We start from the raw sequence: 21,666 nt of genomic DNA on the forward strand, positions 1-21,666 counted from the left end.
CGGCCTGAAACAGGTCTAGGCTGCGCCGATGACCACCGCCGAACGCTTCCGTGCGCTGGCTCTCGCGCTGGAGGGAACGGCGGCCGCGCCGCATTTCGATCGCACGGCCTTCAAGGTCGCGCGGACCTACGCGACGCTCGCCGCGGACGGCGTGACCGCCAACCTGAAGTTCACGCCGGACGAGCAGGCGCTGAAGTGCCTGACGCATGCGGAGGCCTTCGCGCCGGTTCCCAATGCCTGGGGACGCCAGGGCTGGACCACGGCGCAACTGGACCGGCTGACCGATGCGGAGCTGGGCGCTGCGCTGGAAACCGCTTGGCGGCACGCCCTGCCGAAGCCGAAGGCGCGCCGGCGATAGGCGTCAGGCGATCGCTTCCTCCAGGAAGACCTGCACGGACTGGAAGAGCGCGCCGCGGTTGCGTTCCAGCATCATCATGTGCGTCCCTTCGGCCAGCACGACCTGCCGCTTGCCCGGTGCGTTCGTCAGCAGCGGGAAGAGGTTCGCCGCCATCGCCGTCGGGGTGTCGCGGTCCCATTCGCCGGTCACCAGCAGGACGGGGCAGGTGATCCGCCCGGGGTCGTAGGCCGGGCGGCCGGAGAACCAGGTTTCGCGCGTGTGGATCAGGGATCCCGTCGGCACGCGCAGCACCGATGGCACCTGCCGCGAACCCTCGGGGTCCGTCGCGAAGGTCGTGTCGGCCCAATGCTCGAACCAGCCGAGGGGGATGAGGTCCCGGCGCTTGTTGTCCGGCACCTCGCGCAGCCAGTGCTGCCGCGCCTCGGCGCGCGTGACGGGGCGCCAGGCGCCGAGCGGATCCCCCTGCCCTTCCGTCGCGCGGTCCAGCCAGCGCGGGCCGAGCATGACGATGCGCTCGACCTCGCCCGGGTTGTTCTGCGCGTGCAGGGCCGCGAGCGTCGTGCCGTAGGACCAGCCCATCAGCACGGTCTTCTGCACGCCGGCGACGCGGCGGATGTGACGCAGGGCGGCGGCGAGGTCGGCAGCCGATTCTTCCGCATTGCCGACGGGCGGGTTGCGGTCGGCGGGCTGCGCCATCGCGGGCGGGCGGGTTGAGCGGCCGTAGCCCCGGAGGTCCACGCTCCAGACATCGAAGCCGCGGCCCGCGATGTAATCCATCCACGACACGCCCGCGAGCGAGAGGTCATAGGAGGTGGAAGACGGGTAGGACGACCCGTGCAGGCAGACCACGACGCGGTCGGGGCGCCCGGGGCGCCCGGCCTCCGGCCGCTTGTTGCGGACGTAGAGTTCGACGCCCGGGGAGCCGCCGGGGACCAGCGCTTCCTCGAACGCCACGCCCGCGGGCTGGGCCGCAGCGGGCAGCGCCGCCGCGAGGGGAAGGAGCGCCGGGGCGGCGAGGAGGGAGCGTCGCTGCATCGAAGGGGGTTCCGTGCCGCAGGGTTTCGCGGCGGAACCTAGTGGCCTCCCCCGCGGAGCGCCACCGGGCCTGCGCCGCGATCCGTGAAGACGCAGGCCGGAACGGCGGCCCTGGATTGCGGGCTTCGGGGGTGCCCGCGCGGGTGCGGGACGGGCTACACCGGGCGCCGGAGGTTACCACCATGTCACCCGGATACGGGTCACGCGCCGCGGGCTCGCCCTGGCGCGCGGAGATCCGCGCGACCCTCGCCCTGGCCTGGCCCATGGCGCTGACGAACCTGACGCAGATGGGCCTCGTCGCGACGGACGCGGCGATCCTCGGGCGCGTGTCCACGGCGGCGGTCGCGGCGCTGGCGCTGGCGGGCACGCTGTTCTGGGCGGCGATGGCGCCGTGCTTCGGGCTGTCCTTCGCGGCGGCGGCGATGCTGGCGCAGGAACGCGGGCGGCGGGTCGGGCACGTGAAGGACATGCGCCGCACCTTCCGCGCGGGCATCTGGGCGGTCGCGCTGGGGACGGTTCCAGGCGCGGTGCTGCTGTGGCACGCGGCGCCGGTGCTGGTGGCGCTGCGGCAGGACGCCGTGCTGGCGGTGCTCGCGCAGGACTACCTGCGGATCATGCTGTGGGGGCTGTTTCCGTTCGGCGCCTTCATCACGTTGCGCGGCTTCTTCGCGGCGATGGAGCGGCCGACGCCGCCCCTCGTCATCGGCATGCTCGCCTTGCCCCTGAACGGGATCGTCGGCGCGGCGCTGGTCTTCGGGTGGTTCACGCCGCCGATGGGGGTGGAGGGCGCGGCGATCGCCTCCGTCCTCGCCAACGCCTTCATGCTGGTCGCGGCAGCCGCCTATGTCCTGCGCGACCGGCGGATGCGGCGCTTCGGGCTGTTCCGCGGGCTGCACCTTTTCGAGGGCACGCGCCTGCTGCACCTCGTTCGCCTCGGCGTGCCGATCTCGGCGGCGATGATGCTGGAGATCGGCGTTTTCTCCGCGGTCGGCCTGCTGATCGGCGGCTTCGGGGAGGCCGCGATCGCCGCGCACGCCGTCGCGCTGCAGATCGCCAGCACCACCTTCGCCATCCCGCTCGGCATCGGGCAGGCCGCGACGGCGCGGGTGGGGCTGGCCATCGGCGCGGGGCGGCCGCGGGAGGCCTGGCGCGCGGGCTGGGCGGCGATCGGGTTGGCGGCGGCCTTCATGGCGGCCATGGCCGCGACGATGCTGCTGGTGCCCGACGCGCTGGTGCGGGTCTTCCTGGACCCCGCCGCACCGGGCACGGCCGAGGCGGCCGCGCTCGGCGCGACGCTGCTGATCCTGGCCGGGCTGTTCCAGTTGGGCGACGGCGTGCAGGTCGTCGGCGCCGGCGCGCTGCGCGGGCTGCACGACACGCGGGCGCCGATGGTCATCGCGGCGATCGGCTATTGGCCGCTCGGCTTCGGGGTGGGCTGGGTGCTGGGCTTCCCGCTGGGCTTCGGGCCGGTCGGGGTCTGGGTGGGGCTGGTGCTGGGCCTGACGGCGGTCGCGATCCTCATGACGCTGCGCTGGGCGCGGCTCTCGGCGCGCGGCGGGGTCACGGCGCGTCGCCTGGCGCCACTTCCCGTGTAGAGGATTTGCATGAGCACCCGAATCTGGCGGAAGCCGACCGACATCGCCGAGATGAACGCCCGCGCGGAGGGTACCGCCGTCGGGCATCTCGGTATCACCATGACGGAGATCGGGCCGGACTTCCTCCGCGCCGAGATGCCGGTGGAGGCGCGGCACGTGCAGCCTTTCCGGCTGCTGCACGGCGGCGTCTCCGTCGTCCTGTCGGAAACGCTGGGATCCCTCGGCTGCTACCTGACCCTGCCGGAGGGGCAGCGCTGCGTCGGGATCGAGGTCAACGCGAACCACCTGGCGAGCGTGCCGGAGGGCGACCGCGTGACGGCGGAATGCCGCCCGATCCACCAGGGGCGTTCGATCCATGTCTGGCAGACCGAGATCCGACGGAGCGATGGACGCCTCGCCTGCGTGTCGCGGTTGACCTGCTCCGTGCTCGAGGGGTGACGCGGCCTACGCCGCACCCCCTTCGGGATAGGCGATCGCCTCCACCAGCACCGTCGTCGGTCCGGCCGGCAGCTGCACCGTGACCTCCTTGCCGGGCTGCGCGCCCATCAGCGCGCGGGCGATGGGGGAGTTCAGGCTGATGCGGCCGGCCGTCGCATCCGCCTCGTCCACGCCGACGATCGTGACGGTGCGGCGCTCGTCCTCCTCGGTCAGGTAGGTGACGGTCGCGCCGAAGAAGACGCGGTCGCGCCGAGGCTGGGCGGCGGGATTCACGACCACCGAATCCTCGACCTGCCGGCCGAGGTAGCGCAGGCGGCGGTCGATCTCGCGCAGGCGGCGCTTGCCCTCCTTGTAGTCGGCGTTCTCGCTGCGGTCGCCGTTGCCGGCGGCCCAGGACACGACCTCGACGACGCGGTGCCGTTCCGTCCGCAGGCGCTCGTACTCCTCGCGCAGGGCGCGCAGGCCGGCGGGGGTTACGTGGACGGTCCGGCGCGCGGCGTCAGCCAAGCGTGCCGCCCGGTGTGGAAGGCGCCGTCCCGCCGCGCGTCGCCGTGGAAGGGCGGAGCCCGCGGCAAGCGGCCGCCACCGGCCTGACGACAGCGCGGGCCCGAAGTTCCGACGCGGTCGCAAACGGTCCGGATTCGGCCGGCGTCACGTCGTCGGCACCGTCGCGGGCACGAGGGACACATGCGCGGAAACGACGAACCAGCCATCGGGGAAGCGCACCCAGGTCTGGCTCTGCCGCCCGATCTTGTCCGGGGCGGTCTCGCGCCGGAACATCGTGTTGGCCGTCGCGACGTCGCGGCCGTAGGTCGTGATCTCCGTCCGCTCGAGCGTCCGCATGAGGCCGGCGGAGGGGCGGCTGCGGCGGAACTCCCGGATCGCGTCCATGCCATGGAGGTTCTCGCCGGCGCCGTAGCGGATGGTGCGCGGGCTGTCGCGAAACAGGGCCTCCAGCACGGGCACGTCGTTTTCGACGAGCGCGCGTTCGTACTCGGCAAAGCGGGCGGTGACCTCGGCCACCACCTCGGGGATGTTGATCTCCACGCGGGTCCTCCGGACGACTCGGCGGACAGGATACACCCTCCGCCGGGTCAGGAACCGGGGCGCGTCAGGCGAGGGCCGTCGCAACCGGCGCCGCCGCCCGCGCCGGACCGGCGTCCAAAGCCGCGCGGCTGCGCTCCAGGGCGACGGGCAGCGGGGTGTGCGGCTCCTCGCCCAGCAGCGCGACAAGGCGCGTGTTGTCCAGCCGGAGGCTGTCGGTCCAGAGGTTACGCATCTCCAGCACCTCCCGGCAGAAGGTGTCGAAGGGCGCGGCGACGTAGACCTGCCACCAGGGGAAGGCGCGCACAGGCGGGGCGCCGGGCAGGACGCGGCTGACGGCTTCAGCCATCGCGCGGCCCTGCAGGGCGTGGCCGCCGAAGTGGAACCGGGCAGCGGGTTCCAGCGACGCCTCCCGGTCCGCCAGGCGGGCGATCGTCTCGGCGAGGTCGGGGAGGTAGGCCCAGGCGTGGACGATGCCCGGGACCTCCGGCGTCTGCACGGACTTCACCGGCTTGCCGTCGCGCATCATCAGTTTCGTCACCCAGGAGCTCGGGGCGCGGGGGCCGAAGAAGTCGCCGGCCCGGACGATCAGGCTGCGTGCCGCACCGGTGGCCAGCATCGCCTCCATCTCCGCCCGGATCGCGCCCTTGCGGGTGCGCGGGTGGTGCGGGGCGTCCTCTGCGACGACGTCGCCGGCATCGGGGCCATAGGGATAGACGCTGCCGGGAAAGATCAGGCGGGCGCCCGCCGCCTCGGCCGCGGCGATGGCATTGGCCAGCATCGGGATCGCGAGGCCACGCCAGTTCCGGTAGCCCGGCGGGTTGGCGCCGTGGAACAGGACCGTGGCGCCCTCGGCGGCCGCCGTCACGGCGGCGCGGTCCATCGCGTCGCCTGCCACCCATTCGACGCCGGCGGGGCCGTTGCGCCGGGCGCGGGCCGGGTCACGCGCCAGTCCGCGGACCCGCCAGCCGTGGCGCAGCAGCGCCTCCGCGACCTCGCCGCCCACCCCGCCCGTCGCGCCCGTCACCAGCGCCATCTTCGTCTCGCTCATCGGTGCCTCCTCTGCTCTCGGCACGGGCAAACTGGCACCAGGGAGGGTCTGCGTGGATTGCAGAAGAGCGTTCAATCGCCATACGGTTCTGCATGGATGAGACGGACTGGCATCTCTGGCGCGCCTTCCTGGCCGTGGTGCGGACCGGGTCGCTCTCCGCCGCGGCGCGGGACCTGCGGCTGACGCAGCCGACGCTCGGGCGGCAGGTCGCGGCGCTGGAGGCGGCGCTGGGACAGGCGCTGTTCAGCCGCGCGCCGGACGGGCTGCGGCCGACGGACCTCGCGCGGCAGCTCCTGCCCCATGCGGAGGCGATGGGCGCGGCGGCGGCGGCGCTGCGGCGGGCGGCCACCGGCGAGGCGGAGGGGGTTTCGGGCACGATCCGCCTCGCCGCGAGCGAGTTCTTCGGGGGCGTCGTGCTGCCGCCGATGCTCGCGCGCTTCGCGGCGGCGCAGCCGCGGGTGACGGTGGAATTGTCCCTCAGCAACCTGACAGAGGATTTGCTGCGGCGGGATGCTGATCTTGCCGTGCGCAACGTGCGTCCGGCGCAGGCCTCGCTCGTCGCGCGGCGGATCGGGGACGTGCCGATCGGGTTCTTCGCGAGCCGTGGCTATGCCGCCGCGCGCGGTCTGCCCGGGACCGTGGCGGACATGGCGGATCATCCGCTCGTCGCGCGGCCGGAGCATGAGGGGGTGGCGCGCGGGATCCTCGGGGCGGCGCCGCGCTTCGCCCTGTTCGCCTCGGACGACCTGGCGGTGCACGCGGCGCTGCGGGCGGGGGTGGGGATCGGGTATTGCCAGGTGCCGGCGGGTCGGGGAGATCCCGACCTGCTGCCGGTCCTGCCCGGCACCGTGCTGGCGAGTATCCCCGTGTGGCTGGCGATGCACGAGGACCTGCGGGGGACGCGACGGGTGCGCGCGCTGTTCGATCACCTCGCCGAGGAACTGGCGCGCTACGTTGCGGGCGGCTGACGGACCGTCTCAGAGCCGCCGTGCCAGCCAGAGGCCGAGGATGCCGCCCACGGCGTACATCGCGGGCTTCGGCAGGCGCGGCAGCGACGGGCCGGTGCGCAGGCCGCCCGTGACCGCGTGGTCGGCAGGCGGCTGGAACAGGTTGCCGGGGGAGGTCGCAACGGGCCGGGCACGCCGCAGCGCCGCGCGCATCCCGCGCGCCACGACGCCGCGCACGAGGCCCGGCGCCAAGGCCTGTGCGACGCGGCCGGCGAGCGCGCCGGGGCCGAGCAGCACCTCCCGCCGCGGCCGGCGGACGGGAGACCATGGCCTCCGCGACCTGGAAGGGGAGAGCATCGGTCCCGTCGCGCGGAGCGACTTGCCGACGTAATTGCCGCCATGCGCGAGGCCCGGCGTGTCCACCAGCGTCGGGACGACGTCGCAGACATGGATGCGCGGCCAGCCCGAGAGTTCGCCCCGCAGCGCCTCGGAGAAGCCGCGCAGGCCGAACTTCGTCGCGGCGTAGGAGGCGGCGTAGGGCGTCGGCACCCAGCCGCCGATCGAGATCATGTGGATCAGCACGCCCGCGCCCTGGCGCTTGAAGACCGGCAGGATCGCGTGGGCGCCGTGCATCTCGCCAAGGAGGTTGGTGCGGACGACGCGTTCATGCGCGTCCATCGGCACGTCGTCGAAATCGCCGACGGCGCCGACGCCGGCGTTGCTGATCCAGGCGTCCACCCGGCCGAAGCGTTCCAGCCCCTTGTCGGCCAGCGCCTTCACCGCCGCGGCGTCGCCGACATCGGTCGGGACGGCGATGGCCTGCGCGCCGAGGCGGGTGCATTCCTGCACCACCTCGTCCAGCGTGTCCCAGCGGCGGCCGGCGAGGACGAGTTTCGCACCGTCCCGCGCGAAGCATTGCGCGGCGGCGCGGCCGATGCCGGACGAAGCGCCGGCGATGACGACGACGGAACCGCGGATCTCGGGCATGGCGGGGGCGTCCGGGACAGGTCCCCGCCTTAACCCGGGAGGGCGGCGCGGGTTCCGCGGCGCGGTTTGGGGCATGCGCCGGAACCCCGCCGACGCCGAGGCAGGTCCGCACCCCCACGGCGCGCTTCCGGGCCGCCGGGCGTCACGCGTGGCGGCGGCCCGCGCCCCCTGGCAATCCGCCCCGAAGGGACGAGCGGGCCTTGGCGCGCGCGGCGTGCCAGGACGGTGGCGGAGGGTCGCGGCAGGGGCACCGGGCCGTCCAGCGCCGGCAGGCTGCCGGGACGGCGGTGCGGGCGCCGGCCTTCGCAGCCGGCCGGGCCGCGCTCGCCGCACCGGGTCCCCGGCGCGGCACTGCCAGGGGCCGTCGCGCGGGGATCTACTCGGGGGTCGGGCCGTCGGGGGCTGCGCGCACGGCGCGACGCTCGGCGAGGCGGGCTTCCCAGGCCGCGCGCTGCTCCGGCGTCATCGCGGCCAGGCGGGCTTCCCGCTCGGCCATCCGGCGTTCGCGCAGGGCGAGCCGTTCCTCCCGGGTCAGGCCCGGCCCTGCCGGGGAGGGGCCGGGCGCGGCGCGGTCCTGCGGCGGGCGGGGCGACGTATCGGTGAAGCCGGCGCTGCCGGAGGCGGGCGGAAGCGTCGGGACAGCCCCGGGGAGGGGCCGGGGCGCCGGCGGGTTGCGGAGGCTGGCACCGCCGGCGGGCTCGCGGGCGGCAAGGCGTTCGGCGCGGCGGGCCTCCCGGGCCGCGCGCTGCTCCGGCGTCATGCGGGCGAGGCGGGCTTCGCGTTCGGCCCGGCGTTCCTCCCGCAACCGGCGCAGGCGCTCGCGCTCCTCGGGCCTGGTGGAAGGGCGGAGGGCGCCGGGGGGTGCGACGCGGTCGGGCCCGGCCTGGGCCAAGGGCGGGGGGACCAGCGGCGGGGCCACGGCCGGGTCGGCGGCGCAGGCCGGCGCGCCCGCGAAAAGGGCGAGCAGCGCGGTGGCGGCCCGGGCAGGACGGGGCATCGGGCTTTCCTCGGCCGGACGGATGGGGCAGCGCGGCGGCCGCCCCCGATCCTAGACCCCGGCCGGTCCGGCGCGGCGGGTCATTCCGCCTTGATGTTGGCGTCCCGCACCACGCGGGACCAGAGGGCGTGTTCGCGGCGCGTGCGTTCGCCGAGTTCGGCGGCATCCGCCCCGCCCGGCTCGTCGCCGAGGCTGGTGATGCGCTCGCGCACGGTGGGGTCTGTGAGGGCGGCCTTCAGGGCGGTGTTCGCGCGCGTGAGGATGTCCGCCGGCGTGTCCTTGTGGGCGTAGAGGCCGATCCAGGCCTGGACGACGAAGTCGGGGATGCCGGCCTCGGCGGCCGTGGGCACGTCGGGGAAGGCGGGGACGCGCTGCGGGGACGTCACCATCAGCGGCCGCACCTGGCCCGAGCGGATGAAGGCCGCGAGGACCGACGACGCGTCGAACATCAGCCCGAAGCGGTTGGTGATGAGGTCGGACATGGCGGGGCCGGAGCCGCGATAGGGGATCATCTCCATCGCCGGGTTGCCGATCTTCTGGCGGAAGAGCTCCATCGCGCAGTGGGTCAGGGCGCCGGCGGAGGACACGCCGTAATCCGCGCCGCGCGGCTGCTGCTTGATCCAGGCCGCGAGGTCCTGGACGTTCCGCACGGGGAGCGACGGGTGGACGACGAGAACGAGGGCGGATTGCAGCATCACGCCGATCGGCGCCGTCTCCAGCGGGTTGAGCGTGACGTTCTGCAGCGTGTGCGGGGAGATCGTCATCGTCGCGGAATTGCCGACGAGGAGCGTGTAGCCGTCCGGGCGGCCGCGCATCACGGCCTCCGTCCCGATGAAGCCGGAGGCGCCGGGGCGGTTGTCGATGACGACGGGCTGGCCGAGGGATTGCTGCATCCCCGTCTGCACGATGCGCCCGGCGAAATCCGTCTGCCCGCCCGGCGGGAAGGGGACGAGGAGGGTGATCGGGCGGCTGGGGTAGGCGCCGGCGGCCGGGGCCTGCGCGCGGACCAGGCCGGGGGTCGCGAGGGCCGCGCCGGCGCCGGCCGTGGCGGCGAGGGCCGCGCGGCGGGTGGGGTGATGGGACATTGGGTGGACGCCTCCCGTTTTCGTTGCGGGGGAGCGTCGCACGGGTCGCGCGGCGGCGGGAAGGGGCGGCGGATGCCTTCACCGCGCCGTCATCGGGCGGTTAGGCTTGCCGCGAACCCCTGGAGATTCGCCCATGCGTGCCGCCCGCCTTGCCATGCTGCCGATGCTGTTCGCGGTGGCATCCTGCGCGGAGTGGGAGCGGCCGGGCGCCACGCCGCAGCAGCGCGACGCCGCCCTGGCCCGGTGCGAGGCCGCGGCCTACTCCAAGATGCCGGCGGAGCTGGTGACGGTGCAGACGGATGCGGGGGGATGGGTGCCGGCGCGGCGGGAGTGCCGGGGCGAGGGCGACCGGCGGCGGTGCACGGAGACGGCGGGGTACTACCGCCAGCCGTCCTACGGGCAGCGCGACCAGAACCGGCCGGCGCGGGAGGCGATGGTGAGCGACTGCATGCGGCGGGATGGGTGGGTGTTGCGGTAGTCGTGGCGGCGCTGCGGGCGCCGCACTAGGTTTTCCGCATGGACGGTGTTCCTGACCTCTACGAGCGCGATTGCGTGGCTCGGTACTAGCGGGGACTTCGACGCGGAGGCGGACCTGCTTGCTACAACTCTCTCGGTCTATGCACCATCTCAACGGCTAACGCGGAACAACGACTGTGCTGAAGAGCATTCGATTAACAAACTTTCGAAAGTTTAGCTCGTTTTATCTGCGCGTCGGCCCAGGCAACGTTCTAGTTGGCCCGAATAATGCCGGCAAGTCCTCTATACTTGATTCAATACGCATACTCGATGCGTGTGTTCGATACAGTCGGAGCAAGAAGCCTGAGCTTATTGATTTGCCTGGGCGCGGCGTATTCAGCGGATACGAAATACCGGAAGAATATCTTCCATGTCCGCTCACCAACATCACATTAGACTATTCTGAGAACGACGCTGTTCTTGAATTTGAACACACGAATGGGGCTAAAAATGTCGTGCTCCTTCACCCAGACAGGGTCGTCCGGTATTATCTTGACGCCAGCCAAGCACTTCCTCGGGATGTGAGGAAATTTAGGGATGCTTTTCCGATAAGTTTTGTAATCGTTCCCACGCTTGCGCCTCTCGAAATTGATGAACGTTACGTTCAAGACCAAACAGTTCAACGGAATGCGGCAACTCGCCTGGCTAGTAGAGTATTTCGAAATATTTGGTATCGGAGAACAGTAGAGGAGTTCAGTTCGTTCAAGGCCGATGTGGAAGCTGCATGGCCAGGCATTGCAATCCAAAAGCCTGAAAGGCGCGGCGTTGAGCCAGAGTTAAGAATGTTTTACACCGAAAATAAGAATGATCGCGAAGTTCAATGGGCAGGATTTGGCTTCCAGGTCTGGTTGCAGATTCTAACTCACTTAAGGCGTGGTGACTCGAACGCAGTTCTGGTTATTGATGAACCCGATGTGTACCTGCATCCTGATCTTCAGCGCCGCCTCTTGAGACTTATTAAGTCTCGCTTTCGGCAATACTTCATTGCCACACATGCAATTGAGATTATCGACGAAGCTGAACGAATCGAGATTACCTCCATCAGTAACCAGTACCGCAGCGGTAAACGTATCAGCAGCGAGAAGGAATTTGACGAGTTATATCGGCACCTCGGATCTACGAGTAATGCTGACTTCGCGCGAATCGCCCGAGCGAGACGTGTACTGTTTGTCGAAGGGCTGGACGGTGGACTTTTGCGCCGTTTTGGGCGTAAGCTTGGCTTCGGAAATCTTGCTGAACCTCAGAACACGCCGATCATCAAGCTGGGAGGGTTTTCGGAATGGCGGAAGGCGCTCAACTCTGTTTGGGCCTTGAAAGAGATCTTGGATCTCAACGTAGCCAGCGTTTGTGTCTTTGATCGTGATTATCGCTGCGCCGATGAGATTGCGCAGTTCAAACTTGAAGTTGAGAAGAGCAAAGTAGAGTGCCATGTTCTCCCGAGAAAAGAGATTGAAAATTTCCTTTTGGATCCAAATGCCATCTATAAAGCATTATTTGGCCGAGGCGTTGGAGATCGTTCAGATCTGACATTAAATGATGTGACACAACTACTGAGTGATGTGCTTCAGGAATTCCGAACCACGACGTTCTCACAAATTCTCGCACGCGAACTGGAATACAAGAGAAAGACTAACCCCGGCTTGGATTTTAGTTCTGTTACGATATCAGTTACGCCGAGGTTTGAGCGCGATTGGTCTCAACCCGCGCTGCAGTACGAGATGGCGCCAGGGAAAGCTGTCCTGGGCAAATTGAACGAAAGGCTTCAGGAACTCGGCTTCCGTGCACTAACCAGCGCCATGATAATCGATCGTCTTGATGTAAATGATCTAGATCCAAGTTGGTGCTCGTTATTGAAGAGCCTCGATAATTTCTGCCGTAATGATTGAGCTGTTGGTTTTTCACATAGTCGCCCCAATCACCCAAGGCGCAAACTCCGCCCCCCCAAAATCAAACCCCTCACTCTTCGTCCTCTCCCCACCCGCAACCGCCAGCATCGTCTCGAACACCCGCGCCCCGCACGCCTCCAGCGACTCCTCCCCGGTCAGCACCGTCCCGCAGTTGATGTCCATGTCGTCTTCCATCCGCACGTACATCGCGGAATTCGTCGCCAGCTTGATGCTCGGCGCTGGCTTACATCCAAAAACGCTTCCCCGCCCCGTCGTGAAGCACACCAGGTTGGCGCCGCCCGCCACCTGCCCCGTCGCCGCCACGGGGTCGTAGCCCGGCGTGTCCATGAAGACGAAGCCGCGCGCGCTCACCGGCTCGGCGTAGCGGAACACGTCAACCAGGTTCGTCGTCCCCGCCTTCGCCATGGCGCCGAGCGACTTCTCCAGGATCGTCGTCAGCCCCCCCGCCTTGTTGCCGGGGGACGGGTTGGCGTTCATCTCCGCCCCCTCCCGCGCCGTGTATTCCTCCCACCACCGCATCAGCCCGACGAGCTTTTCCCCGACCTCGCGCGACACGGCGCGGCGGGTCAGCAGGTGCTCGGCACCGTAGGTCTCCGGCGTCTCCGATAGGATGACGGTCCCGCCGTTCCGCACCAGCAGGTCGGACGCGACGCCGAGCGCGGGGTTGGCGGTGATGCCGGAATACCCGTCGGACCCGCCGCATTGCAGCGCGACGGTGAGTTCGGAAGCCGGGACGGGCTCGCGCGCCACGCGGTTCGCCTCGTCCAGCACCTCCCGCACGAAGGCGATGCCGGCCTCCACCGTCTTGCGGGTGCCGCCCATCTCCTGGATGTCCATGGACCGCACGCGGCCGGAGAGGCGCCCTTCCTCCAGCATGGGCGCGAGCTCGTTCACCTCGCAGCCCAGCCCGATCGCGACGACGTGGGAGAAGTTGGCGTGTCGCGCGTAGCCGCCGAGGGTCCGGCGCAGCAGCCGCAGCGGCTCGCCCATCGTCATGCCGCAGCCCGTCTTGTGGGTCAGCGCGACGATGCCGTCCACGTTCGGCCAGGGCGCCAGCGGGTCCTCGCCCGTGATCGGGTTCCGCCGGAACGCCATGGCGATGAGCTCGGCGACGTGGGCCGAACAGTTCACGGATGTGATGATGCCCACGTAGTTCCGCGTCGCCACCCGCCCGTCCGCGCGGCGGATGCCCTGAAACGTCCGCGGCGCCGCCACGTACTCCGTCGGCCGCGCGTCCACGCCGTAGGCGTAGTCCAGCGCGACCTCGCCCATCGAACACTCGGCGACGTGCACCCATTCCCCGGGCGGCAGGTCGCGCGTCGCGAAGCCGATCACCTGGCCGTAGCGGCGGATGGGCTCGCCCTGCGCGATGGGCCGCAGCGCGACCTTGTGCCCGGCGGGGACGCGGCGCAGCGCGGCGATGCCGGCGCCGACGGGGGTTCCGGGCGGCAGCGCCATGCGGGCGATGCCGACCGCGTCGTCCGGGTGCAGGCGAATGACCGGGGGCTGGGTGACGGCGTCCATGGGCGTGATCCTCCGCCGTCCATCCTGCCCCCGGCGGCAGGGGGCCGGTAGCCCTGGCCGCCCTCAGCCCGCCGCGCGGGTCAGCGCATCAGGCCCTTCGATTCCATCCAGCGCTGGATGCGCCCCGCGATCTCGTCGGAGTTGTCGTCCATCATCAGCATGTGGGAGTTGCCGCGGATGCCCTCCGCCGGCAGGTCCAGCACGTCCACGCTTACGCCGGCCGCTCGCAACTGGCCCTGCCAGCGCTCGACGTTGCCGCGGACGCGGCCCCAGAAGGCGTTCTCCGCAAAGTGGTCGCCCCAGACGAAGAGGTGGGGGATGTCCCGCAGCCGCGCCGCGTCGGCCGCCTGCGGCGGCGCGCCCGACGGTTCCACCAGCACCAGCGCGCGCACCTTGTCCGGCGCGTTGAGGGCGGCGGTCATCGCGAAGTTCCCGCCCTGCGAATGCACGACGATCACGCAGGGGCAGGCCTGCTGCACGTAGGCGTCGTAGGCCGCCTGGACCTGCCGGTCCGTCGTCGCCCAGCGCGGGACGCCCTGGCGCATGAAGTCGTTCCAGTGCGCGGCGGGGAAGCGGGAATCCGGATAGGCACGGCGCTGGGCCGGGTCGGCGTTCCAGCCGGCCGGGTCGCCGATGCGGAACAGGCCCCAGCCCTCGCCCATCGTGCGGAAGACCGGTTCGCCCGCGAAGACCTGGGGGGACCGGGCGAAGCCGGACCGCCCGCGCTCCATCGCGTCGGAGACGTAGGTGTCGTGGCCCTGGCGCAGGAAGAACATCTGCCAGCCCGGGCGGCCGTCCGGCGTCGTCTCCCACGTCACGCCGGTCAGGCCGCCGCCGTGCCAGAAGTGCAGGGGGACTCGGGCGCGCGGGTTCTGCAGGCGGACGTATTGCGCGTACATCGCCTCGACCTGGAACTGGCCGTTGGGGTTGATCCGCAGCGGCGGCGCGCCGGGGGAGAAGACGATCTCCTGCTCCGGCAGGCCCTCGATGGTGGCCACACGACCGCCGACGTGCATCGAGCCGATCTCGCGCACCTCGATCGGCGCCTGCGCCCAGGCAGGCGTCGCGCCGACCATCAGAGCGGCCGCCATCAGCCAACGGAACATCCGTCCCCTCCCCGTTCGTTGCGGTCGAGCGTGACATGCCGGAACGGCCGTCGGAAGCCGGTTCCCGAACCGCCGGCGCGACCCCACCTCTCCACCATGCCCCTCGATGCCATCCTGCCCCGCCCGCCGATGCCGGACCGGGTGCGCACGCAGCTCGAATCCTTCCTCGTCCTGCGCCGCAACCCGCTCGAGCTCTGGGGCCCCGCGGCGTATGAGGAGTGGGTGCTGCCAGGATCGTTCCTCGGCCGGCGGCAGCTCTTCCTGAACGATCCCGCGGCGATCCGGCACGTACTCGTCACCAATGCGGCGAACTACGCGCGCAACCGCGGCACGAAGCGCGTCCTCGCCCCGATCCTGGGGGAAGGGCTGTTCCTCGCGGAGGGCGAGTCCTGGAAGGTCGCGCGGCGCACCATCGCGCCGGCCCTCGCCCCTCGCGCCATGCCCGTGATGGCCCGCCACATCGCGGCGGAATCGGACGCGCACGAGGCCGACCTCGAAGCGGCGTCGCGGCGGCCCGTCGAGATCATGCGCTTTCTCCAGGGCCTGACGCTCGCGATCGCGGGACGCACGATGTTCTCGCTGGAAACCGGGGCCTTCGGCGCGGAGCTGCGGACGCTGCTGGAGCGCTACGCGACGCTCTACGCAAAGCCCGGCCTGCTCGACCTCATGCTGCCGGAATCCGTGCCTTCCCCGCTGGATCTCGGGCGCCGGCGGTTCCGCGGCGAATGGCTCGCCTTCATGGACCGCATCCTCGCGGCTCGCGAGGCCGCCACCGATACCGACGCGCCGCGCGACCTGCTGGACCTGCTGCGCGCGGCGCGCGATCCGGAGACCGGCGCCGCCTTCACCCGCGACAGGCTGCGCGACGAGGTCTCGACCCTGCTGCTGGCGGGGCATGAGACGACCGCCGTGTCGCTCTTCTGGTCGCTCCTCGCCGCCGCGCGCCTGCCGGCCTGGCAGGAGGAGTTGGCGGAGGAGGCCCGCGGCGCCGACCTCTCCCCCGACGGCGCCGCGGAGGCCGCGGAGGCCCTGCCGAAGATCCGCGCGCACCTGGACGAGGCACTGCGCCTCTACCCCCCGCCTTCCTCATCGTGCGGGAGGCGGTGGGCCAGGACACCGTCGCCGGCCACGACGTCCCGCCGGGCACCGTCATCTCCGTCTCCCCCTGGGTCCTGCACCGCCACCGTCGGCTCTGGCGCGATCCCGACGCCTTCGACGCGTCGCGCTTCCTGCCGGGTGCGGCACCGGTGGACCGCTTCGCCTACCTGCCCTTCGGCGCGGGGCCGCGCATCTGCGTGGGCGCGCGCTTCGCGACGACGGAGGCCGTCATCGTCCTTGCGCGGCTGCTGCGCCGCTTCCGGATCGAGCCGCTCGGCGGCGAGCGCGTCGTCCCGCTCGGTCTCGTCACGACCCAGCCCGACCGCCCCGTGCGCTTCCTCGTGACACCGCGGCCCTGACGGCCGCGGGGCGGCGCCGCCGGCGGGTAGCGGTCGCCAAGGCGCAGGCCGCGAGGACGATCCGCCCCGGCGCGGCGGCCGCGCACGCAGGCGCCGTGGCGAATGGGTGACGCGCCCGTTCGCCGCGGGTCGGCACGCCGGCCCGTGCCAGGCCCGCAGCACGCCGAGGAACGAGGCGGTGGACAGTACGACCTCCACCGTCTCGGCGAGACAGAGGCAGGCGTCGCCCGGTCCGGCGGCGCGGCAAGCAGCGCCAGCGCCCCCAGTCCATCGATCACCCAGGGCTCCGACGACCCGCTCATGCTCGCCTCCGCCGCGCGCGGACGCGACGTGCCGCAAGCCCGGTGGAGTCCCGCCGATCCGCCGGCGAAGACACGTTCCGGCGCCCTTCGACCGATACGCGACCGCAAACGTGGAGCGGCGCCGGTGGCCGTCCTAGGCTCGGCGCCTGAACCGGAAGCACCCATGCGCCTCGTCCTCCTCGCCGCCGTCGCCTTCGCCGCGCTCGTCGCACATCAGCGCCCCGACTGGGTCGAGCAGGTGCAGGGCGGCGCGCGCCTCGTCGCCGCCCGGCTCGGCGACGTCGCGCCCTTCGCCGCGGACCGCCGCAGCACCGCGGCCCGCGCGCCGGAACGCGAGCCCGACCGGACCCAGGCCCTTGCGGCCATCGGCCGCGCCGCCGATGCGCAGATGGACGCCCAGGCCGCCGAGGACCCGACCGCGCGCGACCGCGTCACGGCCCTCCTCCGCGCCGCCGCCGCGACCATGGCCGGCAGCGAGGCGATGGGTGAGTTCCGCGCGATGACCGAGGCCCGCGCGCGCGTCGCCGATCTGCGCGAGCGTGCGGCCGCCGCGCGCATCGCCGGGGGCGATGCGACCACGGCCGAAGCGCAGCTCACCCGGGCCGGCGCCGAGCTCGCGCGCCTGACCGACGCCTTCGTCGGGCGCCTCGCCGCCCTTGGCGTCCCGATCTCGCGCGACGCGGCGGAGAACCTCGCGGTCTCCGCCAATGGCGACGACGTCGTCGCCCTCCTCGCCGCCTACGCGAATGTCGAGCGGCTGGAAGGCGAACTCCGCGCCTCGGTCGCCGGTGCCGCCGACAACGAGGCCCTGCTGCGCCGCACCTACGCCGTGCATGCGACCCTGCTGGCGGTGCTGGAGACCGTGCAGGCCGAGGTCGTTTCGCGCATCGACAACCTCTACCTCCCCGGCTCGCCGCGGTGGACCGGGAGGCGCGGGACCTCCGCGCCGACGCGCAGGGCCGCCTCCGCACGCTCCGCGACGCCGGGCTGCGCGCGGCGCTCGACGCCAACCTGCGTGCGCAGGACCTGACGCTGCGGGCGACCGACCTCTACCGTCGGCACCTCCTCGAGCAGCGCAGCAGCCTCGCCGCGGCGCTCGAACGCACCCGGGCCGCGAAGGGTGTCGCCGACAACACGGCGCGCACCGCCACCCTCGCCTTCGACGTCGCGGGGATGATGCGCGACGGGGACCGCGACTTCGGCGCCGTCCTCTCTCTCCGCCCGCCGGTCGTCGTGCCCTTCGAGGGCGAGGCGCTGCGGCGCGAGTTCGAGGGCCTGTCGCGCCGGCTCGGCGAGGGTCCGACGAGCTGAGGCAAGGGCGTCCGCGGCGCGCCGGTGACGCCCGGGAGGGCTCTGCCCTCCCGGCCCCACCAGGGGCGGGCGCCGCCCCGGACCGCGTTCCGCCGGGGGCTGACGGTCCTGTTCCCCGGGAGGGGGCCGGCGTGACCGTCGCCGCGGCCCGTGCTACCCGGCGCCGCCCATGGCCCGCCCCCGATGCTGCGCCGGCTGACCCGGCATCCCGCCGTCATCGGACTGGGCGCCCGGCTGCTCGGCCTCTACCTCGCCTTCGTGTACCGGACGACGCGCTGGACGCTCCACGCGGACGAGGCGCTGGCCGCCCTCCGCGCTTCCCCCGGCCCGGTCATCGGCGCCTTCTGGCACGAACGCCTGCCCCTCATGTCGCGCGTCTGGATCGAGGTCATGCGGCAGGTGCCCCACCTGAACCGTCGCCGCGCCACCGTCCTCATCTCCCGCCACCGGGACGGGCGCTTCATCACCGCCATCGTCCGCCGCTTCCCGCTGGACGTCGTGCACGGCTCGACCTCCCGCGGCGGCGGGCCCGGCCTGCTAGCGCTGGTGCGGGTGCTGGAGGCCGGGGGCACGGCCATCGTCACCCCGGACGGCCCACGCGGCCCGCGCCGCGTCGCGGCACCCGGCGTCGTGCAACTGGCCGCGCGCTCGGGCGTGCCCGTCTATCCTTGCGCCGCCGCGACCTCCCGCGGGATCGCGCTGCGGTCCTGGGACCGGATGGTCGTGCCGCTGCCCTTCGGCCGCGGCGCGCTTGGTCGTGATGCCACCCATCCCCGTGCCGCCCGACGGGGCGGAGGCCGCGCTGCCCGCGATCGCCGACGCCATGACCGCGGCGGCCGACCGCGCCGACGCCCTGGCCGGCTGGCACGGGTGAGCGGCGCCGGGGAGCAGGGCACCGGCGAACAGCGCGCCGTTGCGCCGCGCGCCGACACCTTCGACGGGCCCGGCGACACCGTCGCCACGCCGCGCACGAACGGGGACGGTCGCGGCGCCCCGCCCGGTCGCCTGCCCGCCTTCGCCTGGCGCGCGGCGGCGACCGCGCTCTCCCCCTTCTCCCGCTCTGGCTCGCTCGCCGCGTCAGGCTTGGGAAGGAAGATCCCGTCCGCCTGCACGAACGCCGCGGCGAGGGCGCTGACCGCCCGCCCGGCCCGCTCCTCTGGCTGCACGGCGCGAGCGTGGGGGAAAGCCAGTCGCTCCTTCCCCTGATGGCCGCCCTCGCCACGGATCGTCCCGACCTGCGTTTCCTCGTCACGACGGGAACGCTGACCTCCGCGCGCCTCCTCGCCGACCGCCTGCCACCGGGGCTGGCCGCGCGTACGGCCCACCGCTTCATCCCCCACGACGTGCCGGCCCATGTCGCGCGCTTCCTCGACGGCTGGTGCCCCGATGCCGGCGTGATCGTGGAAAGCGAGCTCTGGCCCAACCTGCTGGACGCCACGGCAGCGCGCGGCATCCCGATGGCGCTGATCAACGCCCGCCTGTCCGAGCGATCGGCACGCGCGTGGCGCTACGCACCCGGCCTCGCCGCCCGCCTGCTCGGCACCTTCCGCGTCGTCGCCGCGCAGACGGAGGCCGATGCCGCCCGCCTCCGCGGCCTCGGCGCCCGCGCGGTGACCGCGCCCGGCAACCTGAAATCCGCGGCCGACCCGCTGCCCGCGGACCCGGCGGCCCTGGACGCGCTGCGTGCGGCGACGGCGGGCCGCCCGGTCCTCCTCGCCGCCAGCACGCATCCGGGGGAGGAGACGGTGGTCGCCGCCGCCCATGCCGTCCTCGCGGCGCGCCTGCCCGGGCTGCTGACGGTCATCGTCCCGCGTCACCCCGACCGCGGCGCGGACCTCGCCCGCGACCTCGCCGCCACCGGCCTTCGTATCGCGCGGCGTGCCGCGGGCGAGGCGCCGGGGCCGGACGCCGCCCTCTACCTCGCCGACACGATGGGCGAGCTCGGCCTCTTCTACCGCGTCGCCGGCGCCGCCCTCGTCGGCAAGTCGCTCCTCCCGCCCGGCGGCGGCCAGAACCCGCTGGAGCCGGCGCGCCTCGGCTGTCCCATCCTCCTCGGCCCGTACATGGCGAACTTCGACGCGGTGACGGAGCGCCTGCTCGCCGCGGGCGGCGCGATCCGGGTGGCCGATGCCACCGGGCTGGCCGATGCGGCGGGGCGCGTGCTAACCGATCCGGCGTTCACCGCCCCGATGCGGGCGGCCGCGGCCCGGATCGCCGCCGGGGACGGGGACCTCCCCGCCCGCCTCGCCGCGGCAATCGGGGCGCTGCTGCCGCCGGCCGACGACCCGGTGACACAACCATACGTATGAACCGCCCCGCGGCGGTTCATGCCGGAAAGGGATCACCCTCGGCGCGATGCGTGCCCCCGAATTCTGGACCGGGGACGGACGGGGGCCCTGGCCCCTGCTGCTCTCGCCGATCGCCGCGATCTACGCGGGGGCGACCGCGCGCCGGGTGGCGAAGCCCGGCTGGCGCGCGCCGGTGCCCGTCATCTGCTGCGGCAACGCAACCGCCGGCGGCGCGGGCAAGACGACGCTGGCGCAGGACATCGGCCGGCGCCTGGCCAACCGCGGCGTCGCCGTGCACTTCCTCACCCGCGGCTACGGCGGGAACACGAAGGGCCCGACCCGCGTGGACCCCGCGCGCCACGACAGCACCGCCGTCGGCGACGAAGCGCTGATCCTCGCGGCGGACCGCCCCACCTGGGTCGCGGCCGACCGCGCCGCGGGGGCGCGCGCCGCGATCGCGGCCGGGGCCCAGGCCCTCGTCATGGATGACGGCCTGCAGAACCCGACGCTGGAGAAGGACCTGTCCTTCCTCACGGTGGACGGCACCTACGGCTTCGGCAACGGCCGCGTCATCCCCTCGGGCCCGCTGCGGGAACCTGTCGCCGCGGCTGCCGCGCGGTCCCACGCCGCCGTCCTGATCGGCGCGGACGAGGTCGGGGCGCTCGCGCACCTGCCGCCGAACCTCCCCGTCCTCCGCGGCAACCTCGTCCCGGGGCCGGAGGCAGCGGCGCTGAAGGGCCAGGCGGTCTTCGCCTTCTGCGGCATCGCCAACCCCCGCAAGTTCTTCGCGACGCTGACCGAGTCCGGGGCGATCCTCGCGGGCCGCGCGCCCTTCGCCGACCACTACCCCTACGACGCCGGCGACCTGCGTGACCTCATGGCCGAGGCCGACCGGCTGCGGGCCATCCCCGTCACCACGCGGAAGGATTTCGTCCGCATCCCCCCGCCTTCCGGGCGCGGGTGACGGTGGTGACGATCGGCCTCGCCTGGGAGGAGCCGGCGCGCCTGGAAGCGATGCTCGATCCGCTCGCCGGCCGCGTCCCGGTCCCCGCATGAAAGGCGCAGTCCTCCTCGACCTCGACGGCACGCTCATCGATTCCCGCCCCGGGATCGTCGAGAGCCACCACGCCGCGATCCGTGCCCTGGGCCACGAGCCCGACCCCGCGGTGGACCTGACCTTCGCCATCGGCCCGCCGCTGGACGACGTGATCGGCCTCGTCCTCGCCCATTACGGCGAGACCCGCTCGAAGGAAGGCGCCGACGCCTACCGCACCTACTACGAACGCCGGGGCTACCTCGGCTCCGTCCTCTACCCCGGCGTGCGCGAAGCGGTGGGGGCGCTGCGGGCGGAGGGCCACGCCCTCTTCGTCGCGACCTCCAAGCGCCGCGTGCCCGCGGTGATGATCCTGGAGCACCTCGGCCTCGCACCGCTGCTCGACGGCATCTATGGGTCGGAGCCCGGCGGCGCGATCGACCACAAGCCCGAACTCATCGCCCATGTCCTGTCGCGGGAAGGCATCACGCCCGGCCGCGCCGTCATGGTGGGCGACCGCCGCTACGACATCGCCGGCGCCCACGCGAACGGCCTGCGCGCGATCGGGGCGCTGTGGGGCTACGGCACGCGGGAGGAACTGGAGGCCGCCGGCGCCGACGGGCTGGCGGCCTCCGTCGACGCCCTGCCCGACGCGGTGCGGAGCGTGATGCGCGGCTGAGGGCGC

General features: G+C 72.5%; 19 protein-coding genes and 3 pseudogenes. 13 read left to right on the plus strand and 9 right to left on the minus strand.

Annotated elements, in window-relative coordinates:
- Window positions 1-28: 28 nt before the first annotated feature.
- Entirely contained in the window at window positions 29-358 is a 330-nt protein-coding gene (locus ACE7GA_RS04900; RefSeq protein WP_376096452.1) for an MmcQ/YjbR family DNA-binding protein, read from the plus strand.
- A gap of 3 nt (window positions 359-361) precedes the next feature.
- On the opposite strand, the gene ACE7GA_RS04905 is transcribed toward ACE7GA_RS04900, so the two are convergent.
- Window positions 362-1,393: an alpha/beta hydrolase gene (locus ACE7GA_RS04905; RefSeq protein ID WP_376096455.1), complete on the minus strand. Its 1,032-nt coding sequence runs from the start codon at window positions 1,391-1,393 to the stop codon at window positions 362-364.
- Between the two features lie 182 nt (window positions 1,394-1,575).
- Between ACE7GA_RS04905 and ACE7GA_RS04910 the strand changes: the two genes are divergently transcribed.
- Both ACE7GA_RS04910 and ACE7GA_RS04915 read left to right on the plus strand, forming a co-directional pair.
- Window positions 1,576-2,988 (plus strand): MATE family efflux transporter, encoded by a 1,413-nt coding sequence (locus tag ACE7GA_RS04910; protein WP_376096458.1) that lies wholly within the window; start codon window positions 1,576-1,578, stop codon window positions 2,986-2,988.
- Between the two features lie 9 nt (window positions 2,989-2,997).
- Window positions 2,998-3,426 (plus strand): hotdog fold thioesterase, encoded by a 429-nt coding sequence (locus ACE7GA_RS04915; protein ID WP_376096461.1) that lies wholly within the window; start codon window positions 2,998-3,000, stop codon window positions 3,424-3,426.
- A 6-nt stretch (window positions 3,427-3,432) separates the two neighbouring features.
- Here the strand turns inward: ACE7GA_RS04915 and ACE7GA_RS04920 are convergent, their stop codons facing one another.
- From ACE7GA_RS04920 to ACE7GA_RS04930, 3 genes are all read right to left on the minus strand, one after another.
- A complete protein-coding gene (locus tag ACE7GA_RS04920) occupies window positions 3,433-3,933 on the minus strand; it encodes a GreA/GreB family elongation factor (protein WP_376096464.1) in 501 nt (166 codons plus the stop codon).
- Window positions 3,934-4,077: 144 nt separating this feature from the next.
- A complete protein-coding gene (gene hpxZ, locus ACE7GA_RS04925; RefSeq protein ID WP_376096467.1) occupies window positions 4,078-4,473 on the minus strand; it encodes an oxalurate catabolism protein HpxZ in 396 nt (131 codons plus the stop codon).
- A 64-nt stretch (window positions 4,474-4,537) separates the two neighbouring features.
- A complete protein-coding gene (locus ACE7GA_RS04930; RefSeq protein ID WP_376096470.1) occupies window positions 4,538-5,521 on the minus strand; it encodes an NAD-dependent epimerase/dehydratase family protein in 984 nt (327 codons plus the stop codon).
- Window positions 5,522-5,613: 92 nt separating this feature from the next.
- On the opposite strand from ACE7GA_RS04930, the gene ACE7GA_RS04935 reads away from it, so the two are divergent.
- Complete coding sequence (locus ACE7GA_RS04935; RefSeq protein ID WP_376096473.1) at window positions 5,614-6,489, plus strand: LysR family transcriptional regulator; 876 nt, start codon at window positions 5,614-5,616, stop codon at window positions 6,487-6,489.
- A 9-nt stretch (window positions 6,490-6,498) separates the two neighbouring features.
- Here the strand turns inward: ACE7GA_RS04935 and ACE7GA_RS04940 are convergent, their stop codons facing one another.
- The 3 genes from ACE7GA_RS04940 to ACE7GA_RS04950 all read right to left on the minus strand — a co-directional run bounded on the left by ACE7GA_RS04940 (window position 6,499) and on the right by ACE7GA_RS04950 (window position 9,537).
- Window positions 6,499-7,455: an SDR family oxidoreductase gene (locus tag ACE7GA_RS04940; RefSeq protein WP_376096476.1), complete on the minus strand. Its 957-nt coding sequence runs from the start codon at window positions 7,453-7,455 to the stop codon at window positions 6,499-6,501.
- A gap of 376 nt (window positions 7,456-7,831) precedes the next feature.
- Window positions 7,832-8,452: a hypothetical protein gene (locus tag ACE7GA_RS04945; protein ID WP_376096479.1), complete on the minus strand. Its 621-nt coding sequence runs from the start codon at window positions 8,450-8,452 to the stop codon at window positions 7,832-7,834.
- An 80-nt stretch (window positions 8,453-8,532) separates the two neighbouring features.
- The gene (locus ACE7GA_RS04950; protein WP_376096482.1) at window positions 8,533-9,537 is read right to left on the minus strand and encodes a Bug family tripartite tricarboxylate transporter substrate binding protein; all 1,005 of its coding nucleotides are present in this window, start codon (window positions 9,535-9,537) and stop codon (window positions 8,533-8,535) included.
- A 133-nt stretch (window positions 9,538-9,670) separates the two neighbouring features.
- Between ACE7GA_RS04950 and ACE7GA_RS04955 the strand changes: the two genes are divergently transcribed.
- Together ACE7GA_RS04955 and ACE7GA_RS04960 are read left to right on the plus strand one after the other, a co-directional pair.
- Window positions 9,671-10,015: a hypothetical protein gene (locus ACE7GA_RS04955; protein ID WP_376096485.1), complete on the plus strand. Its 345-nt coding sequence runs from the start codon at window positions 9,671-9,673 to the stop codon at window positions 10,013-10,015.
- Between the two features lie 175 nt (window positions 10,016-10,190).
- The gene (locus tag ACE7GA_RS04960) at window positions 10,191-11,939 is read left to right on the plus strand and encodes an ATP-dependent endonuclease (RefSeq protein WP_376096487.1); all 1,749 of its coding nucleotides are present in this window, start codon (window positions 10,191-10,193) and stop codon (window positions 11,937-11,939) included.
- A gap of 12 nt (window positions 11,940-11,951) precedes the next feature.
- Here ACE7GA_RS04960 and ACE7GA_RS04965 read toward each other — a convergent pair whose 3' ends face one another.
- Both ACE7GA_RS04965 and ACE7GA_RS04970 read right to left on the minus strand, forming a co-directional pair.
- A complete protein-coding gene (locus ACE7GA_RS04965) occupies window positions 11,952-13,484 on the minus strand; it encodes a UxaA family hydrolase (RefSeq protein WP_376096490.1) in 1,533 nt (510 codons plus the stop codon).
- Window positions 13,485-13,564: 80 nt separating this feature from the next.
- Entirely contained in the window at window positions 13,565-14,575 is a 1,011-nt protein-coding gene (locus ACE7GA_RS04970) for an alpha/beta fold hydrolase (RefSeq protein ID WP_376096493.1), read from the minus strand.
- Between the two features lie 144 nt (window positions 14,576-14,719).
- Between ACE7GA_RS04970 and ACE7GA_RS04975 the strand changes: the two are divergent.
- From ACE7GA_RS04975 to ACE7GA_RS05005, 7 genes and pseudogenes are all read left to right on the plus strand, one after another.
- Window positions 14,720-16,047: pseudogene (locus ACE7GA_RS04975) on the plus strand (cytochrome P450).
- Between the two features lie 465 nt (window positions 16,048-16,512).
- On the plus strand, window positions 16,513-17,379 hold the full coding sequence (locus tag ACE7GA_RS04980) for a hypothetical protein (protein WP_376096496.1): 867 nt from the start codon (window positions 16,513-16,515) through the stop codon (window positions 17,377-17,379).
- Complete coding sequence (locus ACE7GA_RS04985) at window positions 17,268-17,660, plus strand: hypothetical protein (RefSeq protein ID WP_376096499.1); 393 nt, start codon at window positions 17,268-17,270, stop codon at window positions 17,658-17,660. Before ACE7GA_RS04980 ends, ACE7GA_RS04985 begins: the two co-directional genes overlap by 112 nt.
- A gap of 390 nt (window positions 17,661-18,050) precedes the next feature.
- Window positions 18,051-18,209 (plus strand): annotated as a pseudogene (locus ACE7GA_RS04990) (DUF374 domain-containing protein); the annotation flags it as partial.
- A 470-nt stretch (window positions 18,210-18,679) separates the two neighbouring features.
- On the plus strand, window positions 18,680-19,969 hold the full coding sequence (locus ACE7GA_RS04995; RefSeq protein WP_376100103.1) for a 3-deoxy-D-manno-octulosonic acid transferase: 1,290 nt from the start codon (window positions 18,680-18,682) through the stop codon (window positions 19,967-19,969).
- Between the two features lie 46 nt (window positions 19,970-20,015).
- Window positions 20,016-21,004: pseudogene (gene lpxK / locus ACE7GA_RS05000) on the plus strand (tetraacyldisaccharide 4'-kinase).
- Window positions 21,001-21,660 carry an HAD hydrolase-like protein gene (locus ACE7GA_RS05005; RefSeq protein ID WP_376096502.1) on the plus strand — a complete coding sequence of 220 codons (660 nt, stop codon included), beginning with the start codon at window positions 21,001-21,003 and terminating at the stop codon, window positions 21,658-21,660. The pseudogene lpxK and the gene ACE7GA_RS05005 overlap by 4 nt, the downstream one beginning before the upstream one ends.
- Window positions 21,661-21,666 lie beyond the last annotated feature (6 nt).

The organism is Roseomonas sp. CCTCC AB2023176 (genome assembly GCF_042259275.1).
Classification (GTDB): Bacteria; Pseudomonadota; Alphaproteobacteria; order Acetobacterales; family Acetobacteraceae; genus Roseomonas.